17 protein-coding genes, 2 pseudogenes and 1 riboswitch are annotated in these 17,936 nt (G+C 68.4%); of the genes and pseudogenes, 8 read left to right on the top strand and 11 right to left on the bottom strand.

The features are described 5' to 3' along the window. The 5 genes and pseudogenes from D477_RS16140 to hemE form a co-directional block, all read right to left on the bottom strand. Positions 1-378 (bottom strand): annotated as a pseudogene (locus D477_RS16140) (hydroxymethylbilane synthase); the annotation flags it as partial. Continuing rightward, positions 375-1,508 (bottom strand): ferrochelatase, encoded by a 1,134-nt coding sequence (locus D477_RS16135; RefSeq protein WP_052510822.1) that lies wholly within the window; start codon positions 1,506-1,508, stop codon positions 375-377. The pseudogene D477_RS16140 and the gene D477_RS16135, both read right to left, overlap by 4 nt. Before the next feature lie 53 nt (positions 1,509-1,561). Then, positions 1,562-2,269 (bottom strand): hydrogen peroxide-dependent heme synthase, encoded by a 708-nt coding sequence (gene hemQ / locus D477_RS16130; protein ID WP_005271885.1) that lies wholly within the window; start codon positions 2,267-2,269, stop codon positions 1,562-1,564. A gap of 76 nt (positions 2,270-2,345) precedes the next feature. Then, the gene (gene hemG / locus D477_RS16125; RefSeq protein WP_005271883.1) at positions 2,346-3,800 is read right to left on the bottom strand and encodes a protoporphyrinogen oxidase; all 1,455 of its coding nucleotides are present in this window, start codon (positions 3,798-3,800) and stop codon (positions 2,346-2,348) included. Positions 3,801-3,802: 2 nt separating this feature from the next. After that, a complete protein-coding gene (gene hemE, locus D477_RS16120; protein WP_005271881.1) occupies positions 3,803-4,864 on the bottom strand; it encodes a uroporphyrinogen decarboxylase in 1,062 nt (353 codons plus the stop codon). 181 nt (positions 4,865-5,045) lie between these two features. Here hemE and D477_RS16115 point away from each other — a divergent pair. Continuing rightward, positions 5,046-6,373 (top strand): annotated as a pseudogene (locus D477_RS16115) (glutamyl-tRNA reductase). 11 nt (positions 6,374-6,384) lie between these two features. Here the strand turns inward: D477_RS16115 and moeB are convergent. After that, positions 6,385-7,569: a molybdopterin-synthase adenylyltransferase MoeB gene (gene moeB, locus D477_RS16110; protein WP_190273580.1), complete on the bottom strand. Its 1,185-nt coding sequence runs from the start codon at positions 7,567-7,569 to the stop codon at positions 6,385-6,387. A 139-nt stretch (positions 7,570-7,708) separates the two neighbouring features. Here moeB and D477_RS16105 point away from each other — a divergent pair, with 139 nt between their 5' ends. From D477_RS16105 to D477_RS16095, 3 genes are read left to right on the top strand one after another with little or no spacing between them, the layout of a single operon-like run. Then, the gene (locus tag D477_RS16105) at positions 7,709-8,329 is read left to right on the top strand and encodes a TetR/AcrR family transcriptional regulator (RefSeq protein WP_052510820.1); all 621 of its coding nucleotides are present in this window, start codon (positions 7,709-7,711) and stop codon (positions 8,327-8,329) included. Positions 8,330-8,374: 45 nt separating this feature from the next. After that, positions 8,375-8,599, top strand: a complete 225-nt coding sequence (locus D477_RS16100; protein ID WP_005271876.1) for a DUF3107 domain-containing protein — start codon at positions 8,375-8,377, stop codon at positions 8,597-8,599. 21 nt (positions 8,600-8,620) lie between these two features. Beyond that, entirely contained in the window at positions 8,621-8,923 is a 303-nt protein-coding gene (locus D477_RS16095) for a hypothetical protein (RefSeq protein WP_005271874.1), read from the top strand. A 53-nt stretch (positions 8,924-8,976) separates the two neighbouring features. On the opposite strand, the gene D477_RS16090 is transcribed toward D477_RS16095, so the two are convergent. The 4 genes from D477_RS16090 to thiO all read right to left on the bottom strand — a co-directional run bounded on the left by D477_RS16090 (position 8,977) and on the right by thiO (position 11,826). Then, entirely contained in the window at positions 8,977-9,639 is a 663-nt protein-coding gene (locus D477_RS16090) for a 4a-hydroxytetrahydrobiopterin dehydratase (RefSeq protein WP_005271871.1), read from the bottom strand. A gap of 26 nt (positions 9,640-9,665) precedes the next feature. After that, positions 9,666-10,433 carry a thiazole synthase gene (locus D477_RS16085; protein ID WP_005271868.1) on the bottom strand — a complete coding sequence of 256 codons (768 nt, stop codon included), beginning with the start codon at positions 10,431-10,433 and terminating at the stop codon, positions 9,666-9,668. 2 nt (positions 10,434-10,435) lie between these two features. Next, positions 10,436-10,672, bottom strand: coding sequence for a sulfur carrier protein ThiS (gene thiS / locus D477_RS16080; protein WP_005271864.1), 237 nt, complete (start codon positions 10,670-10,672; stop codon positions 10,436-10,438). After that, positions 10,669-11,826 (bottom strand): glycine oxidase ThiO, encoded by a 1,158-nt coding sequence (gene thiO / locus D477_RS16075; RefSeq protein WP_005271861.1) that lies wholly within the window; start codon positions 11,824-11,826, stop codon positions 10,669-10,671. Before thiO ends, thiS begins: the two co-directional genes overlap by 4 nt. After that, a riboswitch (TPP riboswitch) is annotated at positions 11,823-11,955 on the bottom strand. (Overlaps the previous gene by 4 nt.) Before the next feature lie 126 nt (positions 11,956-12,081). On the opposite strand from thiO, the gene thiE reads away from it, so the two are divergent. Beyond that, positions 12,082-12,723 (top strand): thiamine phosphate synthase, encoded by a 642-nt coding sequence (gene thiE, locus D477_RS16070; protein WP_005271858.1) that lies wholly within the window; start codon positions 12,082-12,084, stop codon positions 12,721-12,723. A gap of 12 nt (positions 12,724-12,735) precedes the next feature. On the opposite strand, the gene D477_RS16065 is transcribed toward thiE, so the two are convergent. After that, positions 12,736-13,431, bottom strand: a complete 696-nt coding sequence (locus D477_RS16065; RefSeq protein ID WP_005271857.1) for a ferritin-like fold-containing protein — start codon at positions 13,429-13,431, stop codon at positions 12,736-12,738. 50 nt (positions 13,432-13,481) lie between these two features. On the opposite strand from D477_RS16065, the gene D477_RS16060 reads away from it, so the two are divergent. The 3 genes from D477_RS16060 to D477_RS16050 all read left to right on the top strand — a co-directional run bounded on the left by D477_RS16060 (position 13,482) and on the right by D477_RS16050 (position 17,891). Further along, positions 13,482-14,969 (top strand): RNB domain-containing ribonuclease, encoded by a 1,488-nt coding sequence (locus D477_RS16060; RefSeq protein ID WP_005271855.1) that lies wholly within the window; start codon positions 13,482-13,484, stop codon positions 14,967-14,969. Between the two features lie 319 nt (positions 14,970-15,288). Beyond that, positions 15,289-16,968 carry a DEAD/DEAH box helicase gene (locus D477_RS16055; protein WP_005271853.1) on the top strand — a complete coding sequence of 560 codons (1,680 nt, stop codon included), beginning with the start codon at positions 15,289-15,291 and terminating at the stop codon, positions 16,966-16,968. Between the two features lie 8 nt (positions 16,969-16,976). Next, positions 16,977-17,891, top strand: a complete 915-nt coding sequence (locus D477_RS16050) for a DNA-methyltransferase (RefSeq protein WP_005271850.1) — start codon at positions 16,977-16,979, stop codon at positions 17,889-17,891. Positions 17,892-17,936 lie beyond the last annotated feature (45 nt).

The following is a 17,936-nucleotide window of genomic DNA, read 5'->3' as shown; positions in this document are numbered from 1 at the left end:
GGAACCGGTGCCGACCTTGGCGCCGGCGGGCAGGCCGGCCAGGTCGAGGCCGTCCCGCGCGCACAGCGCATCGCGGACATCGACGCGCTCCGGGTAGGCAGCGATCTGCAGTCCCTCGGCTATCCCCGTGGGCAGGTCCTTCAAGGAATGCACGGCGATATCGCAGCGGTCATCGAGCAGCGCCTCGCGCAGGGCGGCGACGAAGACACCGGTGCCGCCGATCTGGGCCAGCGAGCCCTTCAGCACGTCACCCTCGGTACGGATCCGGACCAGCTCGTAGTCCAGCCGGCCACCGGCGGACAGCGCCTCGGCAACGGTCGTCGTCTGGGTCACGGCCAAGGCGCTGCCGCGGGTTCCGACGCGGATGTTCCCAGTCACTGCGCGCCAGTCCCCACGGTGGAATCCATTCCGGCCACGGTCGGTTTCTCGCCCCGCCGGTTCGCGCAACAGTTCGGCATGCAGACATCCATCCACGGGCCAAGGGACGTCGTCGCCGGACGCTCGGCAATGTTGTTTTCGACCGTGCGTTCGCAGACCATGTCCACCAGGCCCTCGACGAACTTCGCGTGGACGCCGGGCGTCGGCACGCGCTTGGCGGCCAGGCCGAGGGCCGCACAGGTCTGCAGCGCCTCCGTATCGAGGTCCCAGACGACTTCCATGTGATCGCTGACGAAGCCCAGCGGCACAATCACTACGCCCCTGATGCCCTTGCCCGGCAGTTCCTCGAGGGCGTCGTTGATGTCCGGCTCCAGCCACGGCACGTGCGGCGCGCCGGACCGGGACTGGTAGACCAGCGACCATTCGACGCCGGCGGCTTCCGGCACCCGGTCCAGCACCGCCTGCGCCGTGGCCAGATGCTGGGCAACGTAGGCGCTGCCGCCCTCGTACTCCACGCCGCGCGGGCCGGCTGCTTCGGCGTCGCCGATCGGGATCGAGTGGGTGGCGAACATGATGTGCACCGGAGCGTCCGGCTCGCCCTTGGCAGCCAGTTCGGCACGGACGGCGGCAAGCCCCTCGGCCACACCTTCAACGAACGGTTCGACAAAGCCGGGATGGTCGAAGTACTGGCGCACCTTGTCCACTTCGAGCTTGCCGGCCAGACCGGTCTCGACCAGTGCCATGCCGAAGTCCTCGCGGTACTGGCGGCAGCTGGAATAGCAGGAGTAGGCGCTGGTGCTTAGTGCCAGCACGCGGCGGTGCCCGGCGTCGTAGGCCTCGCGGAAGGTGTCGGCGATGAACGGCGCCCAGTTGCGGTTGCCCCACAGGACCGGCAGGTCGATGCCGCGGCGGTCCAGCTCGGCCTCGAGCGCCTGCTTCAGTGCCCGGTTCTGGGCGTTGATCGGGCTGATCCCGCCGAACGAGCGGTAGTGCGTGGCGACTTCCTCGAGCCGCTCATCGGGGATGCCGCGGCCGCGGGTGACATTGCGCAGGAACGGAATGACGTCCTCCTGGCCTTCGGGTCCGCCGAAGGAGGCCAGGACGATGGCGTCGTAGCGCTTCGGTGCCATCCGGCCGTTCTCATCCACTCCGGCCAGGGGATCGAGGCCGGAACCGGCGGTGGTCACCGCAGCACCTCCGCAATCTCCGCAGTGCTGATCCGGCGGCCGGTGTAGAACGGGATCTCCTCGCGCACATGGTTGCGGGCGTCGGTGTAGCGCAGGTGGCGCATCAGGTCCACCAGGTCGATCAGCTCCGGGGCCTCCAGCGCGAGGATCCATTCCCAGTCGCCCAGCGCGAAGGACGCGACGGTGTTGGCCCGCACCTGCGGGAAGTCGCGGCCCAGCAGGCCGTGGTCGCGGAGCATCTTGCCGCGTTCCTCGGCCGGCAGCAGGTACCACTCATACGAGCGGACGAACGGGTACACGCACAGCCAGGACTGCGGTTCCTCGCCGCGGGAGAAGGCCGGACTGTGGTCCTTGGAGAATTCCGCGTCGCGGTGCACGCCCATCGCCGACCACACCAGGTCCGTCTCTTCGAACAGGCCCGTCCGGCGGATGGTGCGCACGGCGGCCTGCAACTGGTCCGGCTCGGCGCCGTGCAGCCAGATCATCACGTCTGCATCCTCGCGCATGGCCGAGACGTCATAGGCGCCGCGCAGCGTGATTCCCTTGTCGCCCAAGGCGGCAACGGTCGAGTCGAATTCGGCGATGGCCGAATCGGCGATGTCGGCACCGGAGCGCTTGAAGACAGTCCAGAGGGTGTAGAACAGGGTTTCCTTCTGCTGGGTTTCGGTAGCGCTGGCTGATCCGGACGGGGACGTTTCACTCATGTTTAACAGTCTGCCTTCTGAATAGTTGTTAGTCGAAAACGGCAACTTCTACACATTGTAGAAGCTTTTGCGGAGATTACGACGGCGGTGCGGCCAGTTCCGCGGCCAGCTGACGCGAGCGGGCGCGGGCATCGGTGACGACGGCGACCAAGCCGGTCCCGGCCAGCCAGGCGCCGGCCAGCTGGAGGCGTTCCCAGGTGCCCGCGAGTTCCCGCACCGCGGCAACCCGGTCGCGGTGCCCCACGGTGGCCGAGGGCAGTGCCGCGGTCCAGCGGACGACTTTCCAGCCGAGGATGTCCGCGTCGGCAACCGGCACCCCCATCAGCTCCGTCGCGTCCGCGAGCGCCTGCCGGTACAGCGCCTCGTCCGCCCATCCGGTGAAGTCCTCGCCTCGAGCGGATTCCGGCTTTCCGGTGGCGCGGCCGTAGGACAGGCGCAGCACATGCGTTCCGGGTCCGGTCTGCGCAGCCAGCCAGGGCCACTTGGCCGTAGCGTGGGTGAGGGCCTTCGCCCGGATCCGGTCCGCACCGGCAGCCACCAGCAGGCCGGTGCCGCGCGGATGGGCGTCCAGCTCCGGCTCGTCGAGGACCAGCGTCACCAGCGCGACAGCCGGCCCCGGTTCAGGGCGAAGTCCTTCAAAACCCGGCAGGCCGGGCGCCAGGAGGTCGACTGCGCTCCCGCCGTCGGCCGCGATCACGAGGCCCTGCGCCTGGAAGGTGCCGGCCGCAGACTCCACCCGCCACTCGCCGTCGTGCTTGGAAACGGCGGATACCCGGGCCTTGGTCCGCACGGACACCCCGCGCTGCGCAAGGTCCGCCAGCAGCGCCTCTGTGAGGCGGCCCATGCCGCCGTTGATGCCGGCCACCGCGGAGCCGGCCGGTGCCGCTTTGCGCATGGCGCCCACGGCAGCCTGCAAGGAGCCGTGGCTCGCCACCGATGCGCGCAGGCCCGGCGCCACCGAGTCGACATCCAGCACATCCGGATCGGCGGAGTAGACACCGGCGGCCACCGGCGTGACCAGCCGTTCGAGCACCGAGTGGCCCATCCGTGTCCGGACGAGCTCCCCCAGGCTCAGGCGGTCCTTTCCCAGCAGGTTCCCCAGCGGAAGTACCTTGTCCGCGGCGGCGCGCAATGCTGCCGCCCGTCCTATCGCCGCAATGACCCCTGGCTCCATCGGGTCCGCCGGGATCCCCAGGATGCCGCTCTTGGGCAGCGGCCGGGCGGACTCGGGCAACTGGAGCCAGGCGCCGGCAGGGTCCGGCTGGACCAGCTCGTCCCCCAGGCCGAGTTCCTCGGCCAGGTCCGAGACGGCCTTGGACCGGGTGGCGAAGGATTCGGCGCCGGCGTCCAGCAGGAAACCTGCCACATCATGCCGGCGCACGCAGCCGCCGCAGTGGCCGGATGCTTCGAACACGGTCACGTCGATGCCCTGCAGGGCCAGTTCCCGTGCCGAAACGAGTCCGGCGATGCCGCCGCCGACCACGACTGCGGTCGCGGCCTTGGCCTGCCCGGCGTGCTGGCGGTTCGGCATGGCTACGGCGCCACCGAGTGGATCAGCTCGACAACCCGCGTCAGCACGGCCGGATCCGCCTCCGGCGGCACACCGTGGCCCAGATTGACCACGTGGCCGGGGGCGGCTTCGCCGGCGGCGAGTACTTGGCGGACATGAGGTTCGAGGACTTCCCAAGGAGCCGCCAGCAGCGCCGGATCGATGTTGCCCTGCAGTGGCGTGGTGCCGCCGAGGCGGCGGTTCGCTTCGTCCAGCGGCAGGCGGTAATCCACGCCGATCACATCCACGCCGACATCGCGCATGGCCGGCAGCAGCTCCGAGGTCCCGGTGCCGAAGTGCACCAGCGGCGCGCCCAGTGCGCGGACGTGGTCCAGAGCGCGCTTGGAGGCCGGAGCGACATGCTGCTGGTAGTCAGCCACCCCCAGCGATCCCGCCCAGGAATCGAACAGCTGGCCGGCGCTCGCACCGGCTTCCAGCTGCGCCCGGAGGAACTTGCCGGAGGCGTCGGCCGCCCAGTTCGCCAGGGCACGCCAGGTGTCCGGTTCCGCGTGCATCATCGTGCGGGGACCGAGATGGTCGCGGGACGGCTTGCCTTCGACCATGTAGGCCGCCAGCGTGAACGGCGCACCGGCAAAGCCGATCAGCGGCTTGCGTCCAAGCTCGGCCACGGTGAGCCGGACAGCTTCCCGGATCGGCTCCAGCGCCTCGTCGTCCAGGACCGGCAAATTCGCGACGTCCGCGGCGGTGCGGACTGGGGTGCCGAGGACGGGACCGACGCCGGGGACAATGTCGACGTCGACTCCGGCCAGCTTGAGCGGTATCACGATGTCGGAGAAGAAGATGCCGGCGTCCACATCATGCCGGCGGACCGGCTGCAGGGTGATTTCGGCGGCCAGGTCGGGCTTGAGGCAGGAATCCAGCATCGCGATTCCGCGGCGCAGCTCACGGTACTCCGGCAGCGAGCGTCCGGCCTGGCGCATGAACCAGACGGGGCGGCGTTCGGGCTTCCCTCCGCGGTAGGCAGTGATCAGGTCCGAGTCCGCGGTGCGGCCATCCATCAACGGGTGGGAAGCGTTCAGAGTCATGCTCCGATTCTGCCTTGCCCTCCGCTGTGAAGGCCAACGCGGGGTCCGGCGGACGGCCTGCGGCAGCAGCCGGGATCGGGCGGAGTGGCTAATATCACGACGTTAACCCAGCGAAAACACAGGGTGAACAGGGCACCCTAAGAAGTGCTGCTGCAGGGCAGCCGCTAAGATAGGACACGCTGTGGTTTTACTTTCTCTCGTTGCGACGCACTCCGATCTGGACCTGGAAACGGTAGCCCGCCTCAGCGCCGGCTCCTCCGAGGTCGCTGCCAACGTGCTCGCAGACGGGACCCCGGTATCCGGAGCCGTCGTCCTGGCCACCTGCAACCGTGTCGAGTTCTACTGCGAAACAGGCTCCGACGCCACCGTTGAGCCGGCCCGTTCCGCCCTCGTCGCCGAGATCGCCCGGCAGTCCGGGCTGGACCAGCAACTCGTCGCACAGTCCTTCGCCGTGAACACCGGACCCGATGTGGCACGGCACCTCTTCGCAGTCGGCGCCGGCCTGGATTCAGCCGTCATCGGTGAACGCGAGATCGCCGGCCAGGTCCGCCGTGCCTTGAACGTGGCACAGCAGGCCGGAACCGCCAGCGGCTCCCTGGTCCGGCTTTTCCAGAGTGCCTCCCGGACGGCCAAAGACGTGGGAGCCCAGACCGCCCTCGGCGGACGCGGCCTCTCCATCGTCTCGGTTGCGCTCGAACTGGCCACCGATCTTGCCGAAGACCGCAGCTGGACGGACAAGAACGTCGTCGTCTTCGGCACCGGGGCCTACGCCGGGGCAACGATGGCCCTGCTCCGGGAGCGCTCCTGCGCGAACGTCTCCGTCTATTCCTCCTCCGGCCGGGCGCGCACCTTCACGGCGACCCGCGGCGGCACCCCGCTGACGGATGAGTCGCTGCCGGCGGCCCTGGCTGCAGCAGACGTCGTCATCGGCTGCAGCGGCAGCGACCACCAGGTCAGCGCCGCCGAGGTCGAAGAGGTCCGGCGGGAAGCCGGCAAACCGCTGACGATCATCGATCTGGCCCTGACCCACGATTTCGATCCGGCTGTCGGCGACCTGGACGGCGTTGACCTGATCACGCTCGAATCCGTCCGGCTGGCGGCACCCGAGGAGCAGGCCGAATCCGTCCGGCAGGCCGCGGAGATCGTCTCGCATGCCGCCCGTGCCTCGAAGAGGAACAGCAGGCCCGGTCCATCGACTCCGCCATCGTTGCGCTGCGCCGCCACACCATGCAGGTGCTGGAAACGGAACTGGAGAAGGTCCGCACGCAGCACGGCTGCACCGGCCCGGCCCAGGAAGTCGAGTTCGCCATGCGCCGCATGGTCAAGCAGCTGCTGCACCTGCCCACCGTGCGTGCCCGCGAACTCGCCGCCAGCGGCCGGCAGGACGAATATGTCGCCGCCCTGGAGGCGCTCTACGGCATCAGCGTCGAAGAGCCGCGGCCCGCCGTGTCGGAAGACAGCTGCCCGGTGACGCATGAAGCCGGCCTCGGCGAGGCCGCTTCCGCCTGACGCCGCCGGCGTCAGTACACCGGCTTCTCCGGCTCCACGTCGCGCACCCACGCCAGGATTCCGCCGTCGAGATGGCGCAGCCGGGTAAACCCCCGGTCCAGCAGGTCCTGCAGGACCTCGGCCGAACGCGCGCCGCTCTTGCAGTGCAGAATGAGCTCCTTGTCCCGCGGCAGTTCCGCCACGGCCTCGCCCGACAGGATCCGACCTTTCGGCAGCAACGTCGCCCCGGGGATGCTGACGATCTCGTACTCCCCCGGTTCCCGGACGTCGATCAGCTCAAAGTCTTCGCCGCCGTCGGCCTTGGACCGCAGCAGCCGCGCCAGCTCCGCCGCGCCCACCGTATGTTCCGTGTCCACGACGGGCGCAGGGCCCACACCGCAGAACGCTTCATAGTCGGCGAGCTCAGTGATCGGCTCCCCCGACGGGTCCTTGCGGACCTTCAGCTCGCGCCAGCTCATGTGCAGCGCGTTGAAGATAAGTACGCGGCCGAGCAACGTCGTCCCGATCCCGGTGATGAGCTTAATGGCCTCGTTGACCATGACGGAACCGATCTGCGCGCACAGCACGCCGAGCACGCCGCCTTCCGCGCAGGACGGGACGGAACCGGCCGGAGGCGCCTCCGGATACAGGTCGCGGTAGTTCGGCCCGTACCGGTCCCAGAAGACGCTGACCTGGCCGTCGAAGCGGAGGATGGACCCCCAGACGTAGGGCTTGCCCAAAATCGCCGCCGCGTCGTTCACCAGGTACCGGGTGGCGAAGTTGTCCGTCCCGTCCAAGATCACGTCGTAGCGGGAGAAGATGTCCAGGGCATTGGCGGAATCCAGCCTCGTCTCGTGGAGTACGACGGCGGTGCCCGGGTTCAGCTCCAGGATGCTGTCCCGTGCGGATTGGGCTTTGCTCCGGCCCAGGTCGCCGACACCGTGGATGACCTGCCGCTGGAGGTTGCTCGCCTCCACCACGTCGTCATCGATGATGCCGATCGTGCCCACTCCTGCGGCAGCCAAATACAACATCGCCGGCGATCCGAGACCGCCCGCTCCGATGACCAGAGCTTTGGCGTTCTTCAGCCGCAACTGCCCCGTCAGCCCCACCTCGGGAATGATCAGGTGCCTCGAATAGCGCTGCATCTCCTCCGGGGTCAGTGAAGCTGCGGGCTCAACGAGCGGAGGCAGCGCCACGGATTCCTGCGTACTCATAGTGCCAATCTACGCCGACTGCACGGAATCGGGACAAAAATGAACGCTGTAGGCTACCGGCGGTAAACTTGCGGATTGATAGCTGATTTTTCCGCAGATGGCGCCGCGGCCCGGAGGCGCCGGTTAGGTTGCGCAGACTGTGAGCACTGAATCCAGGCCGGCAGCCCGGCCCACCAGGCTGCCGCGCGAGGAGCGGCGGCGCCAATTGCTGCAGGCCGCCCACGAGGTCTTCGTGGCCAACGGCTACCATGGTGCGGCCATGGACGAGATCGCGGAAACGGCGCGCGTGAGCAAGCCGGTGCTCTACCAGCACTTTCCCGGCAAACGGGAACTCTACCTGGCCCTGCTGGACAACCATCTGGAAACCCTGACCGCCATGCTCATGGCGGCGCTCAATTCCACGACCGACAACAAGCTGCGGGTCCATGCGACGATGGACGCTTATTACCGCTTTATTGCGCAGGAGAGCCAGGCGCACCGGCTGGTGTTCGAATCGGACCTGAACAATGATCCGGAAGTCAGCGGCCGGCTGGAGGATTTCAACGCCCAACTGGCTTCGGCGATCGCGTCAGTCATCGCCGAAGAGACCAAGCTCAGCGATGGAGAGGCGACGCTCCTGGGCCGTTCCTTGGCGGGGATGGCCCAGATCAGCGCCCGCTACTGGCTGCAGGCCAGCGGCGGACTGGACCGTGAAGCCGCCGTCGACCTCATCTACCGTTTAGCTTGGCGCGGAATTTCACGTTTCCCCAAGGAGACCTAGGATAGATTTCGAAGCGTAGGGATCGTCCCAAACAGGAGGCAAAGCGTGGAAATCAAGATCGGCATCCAGAACGTCGGCCGGGAACTCGTCATCGACTCTTCCGAAACGCCAGACGCAGTCGCCGAGCTGGTTTCCCGCGCGATGAACGGCGGCGCGGAACTGCGCCTCAAGGACGCCAAGGGCAATCTGGTGATCGTTCCCTCGAACGTGCTGGGCTATGTCGAGATCGGAGCCGAGGAACCCCGCCGGGTGGGCTTCGGCGCCCTCTGATCCCGGACGCTGTCTTCGAGCATGGTTGAACTGGTCCTGCTGGTCTTGGCCGCGGCGTCCGTCGGCGCCATCGGCTGGGCCATCGACAGGAACAGGCAGGCGTACGGCGTAATGCTGCTGCCGGCAGTGGGCATCGCCGCGTCAGTCCTGCTCTGGTTCGTGCTCATGGCCGCCGGCCTCGGCTCCGAACCCGGTATCCATTTCCTCAGCTGGCTGCTGCCCATGGTCTTCTCGATCCCGGCGGTCTGGCTCACGGCCTGGTTCCTCGGACGCCGGCGCACCGCAGCAGACCTGGAGCGGCTGGACGCTGCTCTCGGGTCCTGAAGCTGCAACTGCTGCGATTGCTGCGGGCGCAGCCGTAGCTGACGCCGAGTCCGTCAGCCGTCCTCGCTGTCCGGGTGCTCGGTGCACAGGCAGATCCGGTTGCCGTCCGCATCCGTGGCGATCGTCCAGGAGGGCGCGTGTGCGTCGTCCAGCGAAGCGCCCGCCTCCGCTGCGGCGGCGACCACGTGCTGGATGTCGCTCAGCGGATAATACACATCCAGGTGGAGCCGCGATTCCGCCGGCGACTGAGTGTGCTGGAACCAGACGTTCGGGCCCCGGCCGTGCGGGTCCACCAGTTCCCCCTGGCGGCCTTCCTTGTAGCCCAGCGCCGTCTTCCAGATACCGGAAATGCGGGCCGGCTCCTTGGTGTCCGCCGCGATGGCAAAGCTGCGATACTCCTGTGGCCGCACCTCGGCGCCCAGCCGGTCCGCCAGTTCGCTGACCGCCCCTGCCGCCGAGATGTCCCGGGTGGTCACCTCGCCGCCGGCATCATGGGAGGTCAGGCGCAGGAAAACGCGGTTGTACCGCCAGTCCAGGTCCGGATGGTGGTTCGACTCCTCGGCCAGGTCCCCCACAGCGGCGATGAAATCGAGCGCTGCCCGGCCGTTCTCCAGCTTGTAGACAGTCACCAGCCCGCCCTGCCGGTAGCGCCAGTGCGGCAGCGTCCTCAGCTGCTGGTCGATCTGGGTCCGGTTGAGAATATCGTCCGCGCTCATGTTTCCTCCGGCTGTGGGGCTCCAGGCTACAGGTCCGGACGGCCGGCGAAGCTCGACGACGCCAGTGCGTGCCGGCGTTTGGGGATACGGCCGCCCGTAGCGGCCAGCCTACCGGCGATCACGGCGTGTTTGAAGGCCTGCGCCATCCGCACCGGATCCTGCGCCCGGGTCACCGCCGTCGCGAGCAGCACCGCGTCACAGCCCAGTTCCATCGCCAGCGCCGCGTCGGATGCGGTCCCGATCCCGGCATCGAGCACCACCGGGACGCTCGCGCGGGAGGCAATGAGCTCGATGTTGTGCGGATTGAGGATCCCGAGCCCGGTCCCGATCGGCGCGCCGAGCGGCATGACAGCGACGGCGCCGAGGAGTTCGAGCCGGCGCGCGAGGACCGGATCATCATTGGTGTAGGCGAAGACCTTGAAGCCGCGCCCGGCCAGCTGCTCGGTGGCTTCCAGCAGCTCTGCCGCATCCGGCAGCAGGGTTTCCTCGTCCGCGATGACTTCCAGCTTCACCCAGTCCGTCTCCAGTGCCTCACGCCCCAGCTCCGCCGTCAGCACGGCTTCGCGGGCGGTAAAGCAGCCGGCCGTGTTCGGCAGGATCCGGATGCCGTGGCGCTCGAGCAGCTCGAACAGCGACGCGCCGGTGTCCGGGCTGTAGCGCCGCATGGCAACCGTCGTCAGTTCCGTGCCCGAGGCGAGCAGGGCTGCGCCCAAGCCGTCCAGGCTCGGCGCTCCCCCGGTGCCCATGATCAGCCGCGAGCCGAGGGTGACCGAATCGATGACCAGCTCTTCCAATGTCAGCCTCCCTGCACCGCAGTAATCAGTTCCACCCCGTCGCCGTCGGCCAGCATCGTACCGGCCCAGCTCGTGCGCGGCGCCACTTCGGCGTTGAGCGCCACGGCGACTCCCAGCCGGCCGCCGTCGTCCGGCCTGCCCTCGCTGGTCAGGCGGCGGCCGGTCGTGGCCGCCACCAGGTCAAGCAGCGTCGTCCCCGCAGAGAGCGGCTGCCGCGTTCCATTGACCGTGATATTCATCGTTGGCTTCCTTCCATGCTGTTGCTGAACCGGTCCGGGCGGAACTGCAGCAGCTCCGCCGGCACGGTCATCCCATCGATCAGATCGGCACAAATCCTGGCTGCCACCGGCGTGAGCAGGACGCCGTGGCGGAAGAACCCGGTCGCGACCAGCAGCCCGGGCAGGTCGGCACCGCCCACCGTGATCCGGCCCAGCAGCGGCGCGTTGTCCGGTGTGCCGGGCCGCGCCCGGCAGGTGGCCTCTTCCAGCTGGAGTTCGGAGACGGCCGGCACGAGCGCCTGGGCATCGCGCAGCAGCTGGTACACGCCACCCGCGGACGGTGCATCCGATCCGTCTTCGCGCGAGGTGGCGCCGATGACGACGGTCCCGTCCTCCCGCGGCACCAGATACACGGGCAGGCCGCGCACCAGTCCGCGGACCGTCAGCTGCACCAGCGGACGGAGCGCCGGCGGCACCCGCAGCCGAAGGATGTCCCCGTACACCGGACGCAGCGGCAGCCGCACGGATTCGGGCAGTCCGTCCAGCTCCGGCGCTGCCAGCGCGTTGGCCACCACCGTTTCGTCCGCGGCGATGCGGGTGCCGTCATCAAGTACGACGCCGGACACCTCCCCCGTGGGCAGCCTCACCACCGCGGTGGCGCGGCGGCGGACCAGTGCCGCTCCGCCCTCGGCGAGCGCTGCCAGCAATGCCGCGGCCAGCGCCCGGGGATCGATCTGGTGGTCTCCGGAAGCAAGGAAGGCTCCGGCCAGCGCCGGCGACAGCCCGGGTTCCAGCCTCCGCGCCTCGCGGCTGGTCAATTGCTGCACCTGCAGGCCCTGGGCCAGCTGGGCCCGGCGCAGTTCCTCCAGCGCCAGACGGTCCCCCGCATCGAAGCCCGCCACCAGCGTTCCGTTCGTCTGGTGGCCGGTTGGACCGAGTCCCTGCAGGAAGGCCGGATACAGCCGCGCCGATTCCGTGGTTAGCGCCAGCAGCTGCTCTTCCTGGTAGTAATGCTCGCTGACCGGCGCGAGCATGCCGGCCGCTGCAAAGGTGGCGCCGGCTGCCGGGGACGGATCCACCACAGTCACCTGATGGCCCCGCCGGAGCGCCTCATAAGCGATGCCGAGCCCCACCACGCCTGCGCCGATGACGGCAACATGTTTCCGAACAGCCAAGTCCGCAATTCCTTCCCTACGCCGGTACGAACCGGATCAGGTTCAACGGTCGGTGCCCAGCACCCTCTCAGCCTGCCGGCATCGGCACAGGGCCGGATGCCGCGGAATCAGGCTCCCGCAGTGTCGCGACCAGTCTACTCGCTGGCACCGCCCACTTGGGACATCCAATTGGCCGCTGCGCTGAAACCCCTTGGCAGCCTCCAGACGGCGGCGGCCAGGACCGGATTGGCGGTCGAAGCGGTTATGGTGGCAGCTATGGATTTGAGCTCAGCCCGGTTGTACCTGTGCACCGACGCCCGCAAAGAGCAGGGCGATTTCGAACAGTTCCTCGACGCTGCGTACGCCGGCGGCGTGGACATCATCCAGCTGCGGGACAAGAGCCTCGAGGCCGCCGAAGAACTCGAGCTGCTCGGCACCCTGGCCCGTGTTGCCGCGCGGCATACCGGGCTGTGGTCGGTCAACGACCGGGCCGACCTGGCTGCAGTCGCCGGCGCCCCGGTCTTCCATGCCGGCCAGCGCGACCTTCCCCCGGCAGCCGCCAGGAGCCTGTTGGGCGGCGGCACCGCCATCGGCCGGTCGACGCATACCCCGGAACAGGTCGCGGCCGCCCTCGGAGCTCCCGACGTGGACTACTTCTGCACCGGTCCCGTCTGGGCAACCCCGACCAAACCCGGCCGGTCCGCCGTCGGCCTGGAGCTGGTCGCCGAGGCCGCCGCCCAGGCAGCTGCCACCGGCTCCGCCAAGCCCTGGTTCGCCATCGGCGGGATCGGACTGGACAACATCGAAGAGGTGACCGGCGCAGGCGCCCGGCGGGTCGTCGTCGTACGTGCGATCACCGAAGCCGATGATCCGGCCGCGGCCGCAGCCAAGCTGAAGGCGGCGCTGCCGCCGCTGTGAACCGGTCGAGGCTCAGGCAGTCAGGCCCAGCGCATTCATCCGCCGCGAGTGGTTGCGGGTCAGGTCGGCAAAGAGCTCGGCGGTAACGGTCTCCTGGGCACCCGGCTCGTCGAAACCGAGCAGGGCACCCAGGAAGGCCCGCTCGATCCCGATCCGCTGCGCCTGGGTCAGGGCCTCGCCGACCAGCCGCCTGCCCCATAGCGCCAGGCGCGACGCCAGGCGTTCGTTGCCCTCCAGCGCCTGGGACAGCCGGGTCGTCAGCAGCGCCAGCTGCCCGTCGTTCTCCTTGATCCGTGCGACGACCGCGCGGGTTTGCGGGTCCAGCCGGCTGGCAATGGCTCGGTAGAAATCACCGGACACGGAGTCCGCAACGTAGGCCTTCATCAGGGATTCGTACCAGTCCCCCGGGCGCGTCCGCTCGTGGAACGCGTCGATCGAGGCCTGGAAGGGAGCCATGGCGGCCTGCACGTCCACACCCATGCGCGCCAGCTCGGCGCTCACGAGTTCAAAGTGTTCGAACTCAGTCACTGCCAGCCGGCCGATCTCCGCCCGGTCCCGCAGCGTCGGGGAGAAGCGGGCGTCGGAAGAGAAGCGTTCGAAGGCCGAGAGCTCCCCGTATGCCATGACCCCGTACAGGTCGATCACGTATTGCCGGTGGGCTTCTTCCGGACCGGCCGCGAGCGGCGACGGCTGTTGTTCGGTGCTCATGGTTCCAGCGTAACCTGACGGAATCCGCGCCCCGGGACTAGGCTGGGGCTGTGCCGTACCCCCACGTGGATGCCAAGGTCAACGAGTCGCAGCACCTGCTCGCACGGGTGCTGAAGGAGCTGCGCACCGAACTGGAACTGCCCGGCCATTTCACCCCATCGGTGCTGGCCGAGGCGGAGAAGGCCATCGCGCAGCAGCGGCTGCCGGAGCGCGACCTCACCGGGCTGGACTTCATCACGATCGACCCGCCCGGCTCCACCGACCTGGACCAGGCGATGTACCTGGAACGGGACGGCAGCGGCTACAAGGTCTGGTACGCCATCGCGGATGTTCCCTCGTTCATTGAGCCGGGAGGGGAACTCGATGAAGCGACGCGTCGGCGCGGCCAGACCATCTATGCGCCGGACGGGCGCATCCCGCTGCACCCGGAAGCCATCAGCGAGGACGCCGGCAGCCTCCTGCCGGACCGGGACCGCAGCGCGTTTGTCTGGGAGTTCGCGCTCGACGGCGGAGCGAACGTTGCGCAGGTAGCGCTGTTCCGTGCGGTGGTTCGCAGCCGGGCCCAGCTCACGTACGAGGAGGTCCAGCAGGACATCGATTCCGGTACCGCCCCCGAGTACCTGGAGCTGCTGAAAGAGATTGGCTGCAAGCGCCAGGCGCTGGAGCTTCAGCGCGGCGGCGCCAGCCTGAAACTGCCGGAAGAGGAGATCGCCCACGACGGCCGGCACTATTTCATCGTCGCCCGGCCTGCCCTTCCCGTGGAGGATTGGAACGCGCAGATCTCGCTCATGACCGGCATGGCCGCGGCGCGCATTATGCTGGACGGCAACATCGGCATCCTGCGCACCATGCCGGCCCCGGATGCCGAGTCCGAAGCCAAATTCCGCCGCCAGACCAAGGCGTTGGGCCATCCGTGGCCGCAGGACATCGCCTACGGGGAGTACCTGCGCGGCCTGGACACGGCGGAGCCGAAGCAACTGGCGCTGATGAATGCGGCCGCTTCGCTCTTCCGCGGCGCCGGCTATACACCTTTCGACGGCGGTCCGCCCGAGGAGCAGCTCCAGGCCGCTATCGCCGCCCCCTATGCCCATACGACTGCCCCGCTGCGCCGCCTGGTTGACCGGTTCGTCCTGCTGATTTGCGAAGCCCTCGTCGCGGGCAACGAAGTGCCCGACTGGGTGCGCGAGGCCCTGCCCGTCCTGCCCGAGCTGATGGCGGCCTCGGACCAGCTGGCTTCGCGGCTCGAGCGGGCTTCGCTGGACGCCGTGGAGGCCGCACTGCTGAGCCACCGTGTCGGCGAGGAGTTCGACGCCGTCGTCATCAGCGCCCGGCAGAACAACCATGGCAACGGAACCAACAGTAACGGCAACGGCCGCCGCGAAGCCGTGCCGCACGGCACTATCCAGCTCAGCGCGCCTGCGGTCACCGCGCGCTGCGACGGCGAGCTCGAACCGGGAACGTCGATCCGCGCCCGGCTGGTCGAGGCGGACATTGCCAAACGCTCGGTGCGGTTCGAACTCGTCACCGTCCACAGCTGACCGGTCCCGCCCGGGGCAGGACGGGCGTTACCGCTGCCGATTTGCCTCTGCCCGGTAGACTGGGAGACGTAGAACTGGATGCCCGGTCGTTGATTGTTCGAAGACTTTGAGAGTTTCAACTCAACAGATCCGCCCCTACGCGATCTTTTGTTCGCCGGATCGGCCTTGCTTGGCCATGATCCGGCATGCAGTTGTTAGCCCGCGATCGGCTTCCGCTGGATGCGCCTGCAGCCTCCGGGACAGTTCCTGCACGGCTGTGCGCAAGCGGCCGTGCAGTTGAGCACCGGCAGCGCAGGCGCCTTATCGAACGGTTACGTAATTGAACACTGAAAACCAGACCGCGGACCAGGTGCACCTGCTCCACGCGGACAACAGCACCGAAGAGATTGCCGTCGAAGCGACGCTGGCCTCGGACGAACGGCCGCACGAGCTGCCGCAGCAGACCTTCGCCGACTTCGACGTGCGGGCAGACATTGTCCGTTCCCTCTTCGACGCCGGCATTACCCACCCCTTCCCGATCCAGGCCATGACCCTCCCCGTGGCCCTCAGCGGCCACGACATCATCGGCCAGGCCAAGACCGGTACCGGCAAGACGCTCGGCTTCGGCATTCCGGCCCTGCAGCGCGTTATCGGCCCGTCGGATGAAGGCTTCGACAAGCTTCCCGCACCGGGCGCCCCGCAGGCCCTGGTGGTCGTTCCGACCCGCGAACTCGCCGTCCAGGTGGCCCAGGACCTCAAAACTGCGTCCAAGCACCGGGACGTGCGGGTTTCCACCATTTACGGCGGCCGCGCCTACGAGCCCCAGATCGAAGAACTGGGCAAGGGCGTGGAGGTCGTTGTGGGAACCCCCGGCCGGCTGATCGACCTGCACCGCCAGCGGCACCTGAACCTGAAGAACGTCCGGATTGTCGTCCTCGACGAAGCCGACGAAATGCTGGACCTGGGCTTCCTGCCGGATGTGGAGACGCTGCTGGGCGCCACCCCGGCCGTCCGGCAGACGATGCTGTTCTCGGCAACGATGCCCGGCCCCGTGGTCGCCATGGCCCGACGGTACATGACGCAGCCGACGCATATCCGCGCTGCCGATCCCGACGACGAGGGCATGACCAAGAAGGATATCCGCCAGGTCATCTACCGCGCCCACGCCCTGGACAAGGACGAGGTTGTCGCCCGCATCCTGCAGGCCGAAGGCCGCGGCCGGACCATCATCTTCACCAAGACCAAGCGCACCGCGGCCAAGCTGTCCGAGGAGCTCGTGGACCGCGGGTTCGCCGCTGCCGCGATCCACGGCGATCTCGGCCAGGGCGCCCGTGAGCAGGCGCTGCGCGCCTTCCGGAACGAGAAGGTGGACGTACTCGTCGCCACCGACGTCGCTGCCCGCGGTATCGACGTCGATGACGTCACCCACGTGATCAACTTCCAGTGCCCTGAGGACGAAAAGACCTACCTGCACCGCGTGGGCCGCACCGGCCGTGCCGGCAACAAGGGCACGGCCATTACCTTCGTGGACTGGGACGACGTCCCCCGCTGGGGCCTGATCAACAAGGCGCTCGGCCTGGACGTCCCCGAACCGGTGGAAACCTACTCGTCCTCGCCGCACCTCTACACGGACTTGGACATCCCGCAAGGCACGAAGGGCCGCCTGCCGCGCGGCCAGCGCAAGCTCGCCGGCGTCGACGCCGAGGCACTCGAGGACCTCGGCGAGACCGGCAAGAAAAACTCCCGCGGTGGCAGCCGCCCTCGCGGCGGCAGGGGCGGCCAGGGCGGGCGCGCTGAAGGCGGCCGCACGGAAGGTACACGTTCGGGCGCGGGCCGCACCCGCCGTCGTCGTTCCTCTACTGCGGCCGGCGAGGAAACCACCGCGACAACGGCCGAAACCGGTGCAGCAGCCGCGGCACAGGCTGGCAATGAGGACGCCAAGCCGCGCCGGCGCCGGACCCGTACGCGCCGCCGCAACGGCGAAGTGGTCAAGACAACCGGCCCCGCCGCAGCCGAATAGTTGCGCACGTGACCGAGGCTTTCGCTGAGCCGGCCGGGCCGACCTGGACGCCGGAAGGCGGCAACCTGGTTGTCCATGCGGACAACGCCGCTTTTCTGCCGACCCTTCCGGACGGTGCCTTCACGATGATCTACGTCGATCCGCCGTTCAATACCGGCCGGGTGCAGCGCCGGCAGCAGACATCAATGGTGCGCAGCGCCGACGGAGAAGGCGACCGGGTCGGCTTCAAGGGCCGCTCCTACCAGACCATCAAGGGCATGCTGGCCAGCTATGACGACGTCTTCGACGATTACTGGTCCTTCCTCGAACCCCGGCTTGAGGAAGCCTGGCGCCTGCTCGCTGACGATGGCACCCTGTACCTGCATCTGGATTACCGCGAGGTGCACTACGCGAAGGTGCTCCTCGACGCCTTGTTCGGCCGCGATTGCTTCCTGAACGAGATCATCTGGGCCTACGACTACGGTGGGCGGGCCAGGAACCGCTGGCCCGCCAAGCACGACAACATCCTGGTCTACGTCAAGAACCCCAAGGCCTACTACTTCGACAGCACCGAAGTCGACCGCGAGCCGTATATGGCGCCCGGGCTGGTGACGCCGGAGAAGGCTGCCCGCGGCAAGCTGCCGACCGACGTCTGGTGGCACACCATCGTCTCCCCCACGGGAAAGGAGAAGACCGGCTACCCAACCCAGAAGCCGGAGGGCCTCCTGCGCCGCATGGTCGCGGCGAGCAGTCGCCCGGGCGACTGGGTGTTGGACTTCTTCGCCGGCTCCGGCACCCTCGGCGCGGTGGCAGCTGCCCTCGACCGCAGCTTTGTCTGCGTCGACCAGAACCCGCAGGCCATCGACGTCATGCGGCGGCGGCTGGGCGGCTGTGCCGACGTGGCGGGGTTCGAGCCGGAGCTTTCCCCGGCGGGCCCTGCCTAGGAAAGCCGAGCGTGCCGAGGGGCGGATGCGTTGTGCATCCGCCCC

It is taken from the genome of Arthrobacter crystallopoietes BAB-32, assembly GCF_000328305.2.
GTDB classification, from domain to species: domain Bacteria; phylum Actinomycetota; class Actinomycetes; order Actinomycetales; family Micrococcaceae; genus Crystallibacter; species Crystallibacter crystallopoietes_A.
Note: the sequence above shows the minus strand (reverse complement) of the source record. Positions and strands in the feature narration are given on the sequence as shown.

Excerpts from the sequence above, each read along its gene's own strand:
- D477_RS16135 (WP_052510822.1), bottom strand. The coding sequence starts at position 1,508 with ATGGCACCGAAGCGCTACGACGCCATCGTCCTGGCCTCCTTCGGCGGA.
- hemQ (WP_005271885.1), bottom strand. The coding sequence starts at position 2,269 with ATGAGTGAAACGTCCCCGTCCGGATCAGCCAGCGCTACCGAAACCCAG.
- hemG (WP_005271883.1), bottom strand. The coding sequence starts at position 3,800 with ATGCCGAACCGCCAGCACGCCGGGCAGGCCAAGGCCGCGACCGCAGTC.
- hemE (WP_005271881.1), bottom strand. The coding sequence starts at position 4,864 with ATGACTCTGAACGCTTCCCACCCGTTGATGGATGGCCGCACCGCGGAC.
- moeB (WP_190273580.1), bottom strand. The coding sequence starts at position 7,569 with ATGAGTACGCAGGAATCCGTGGCGCTGCCTCCGCTCGTTGAGCCCGCA.
- D477_RS16095 (WP_005271874.1), top strand. The coding sequence starts at position 8,621 with ATGGTTGAACTGGTCCTGCTGGTCTTGGCCGCGGCGTCCGTCGGCGCC.
- D477_RS16090 (WP_005271871.1), bottom strand. The coding sequence starts at position 9,639 with ATGAGCGCGGACGATATTCTCAACCGGACCCAGATCGACCAGCAGCTG.
- thiS (WP_005271864.1), bottom strand. The coding sequence starts at position 10,672 with ATGAATATCACGGTCAATGGAACGCGGCAGCCGCTCTCTGCGGGGACG.
- thiE (WP_005271858.1), top strand. The coding sequence starts at position 12,082 with ATGGATTTGAGCTCAGCCCGGTTGTACCTGTGCACCGACGCCCGCAAA.
- D477_RS16065 (WP_005271857.1), bottom strand. The coding sequence starts at position 13,431 with ATGAGCACCGAACAACAGCCGTCGCCGCTCGCGGCCGGTCCGGAAGAA.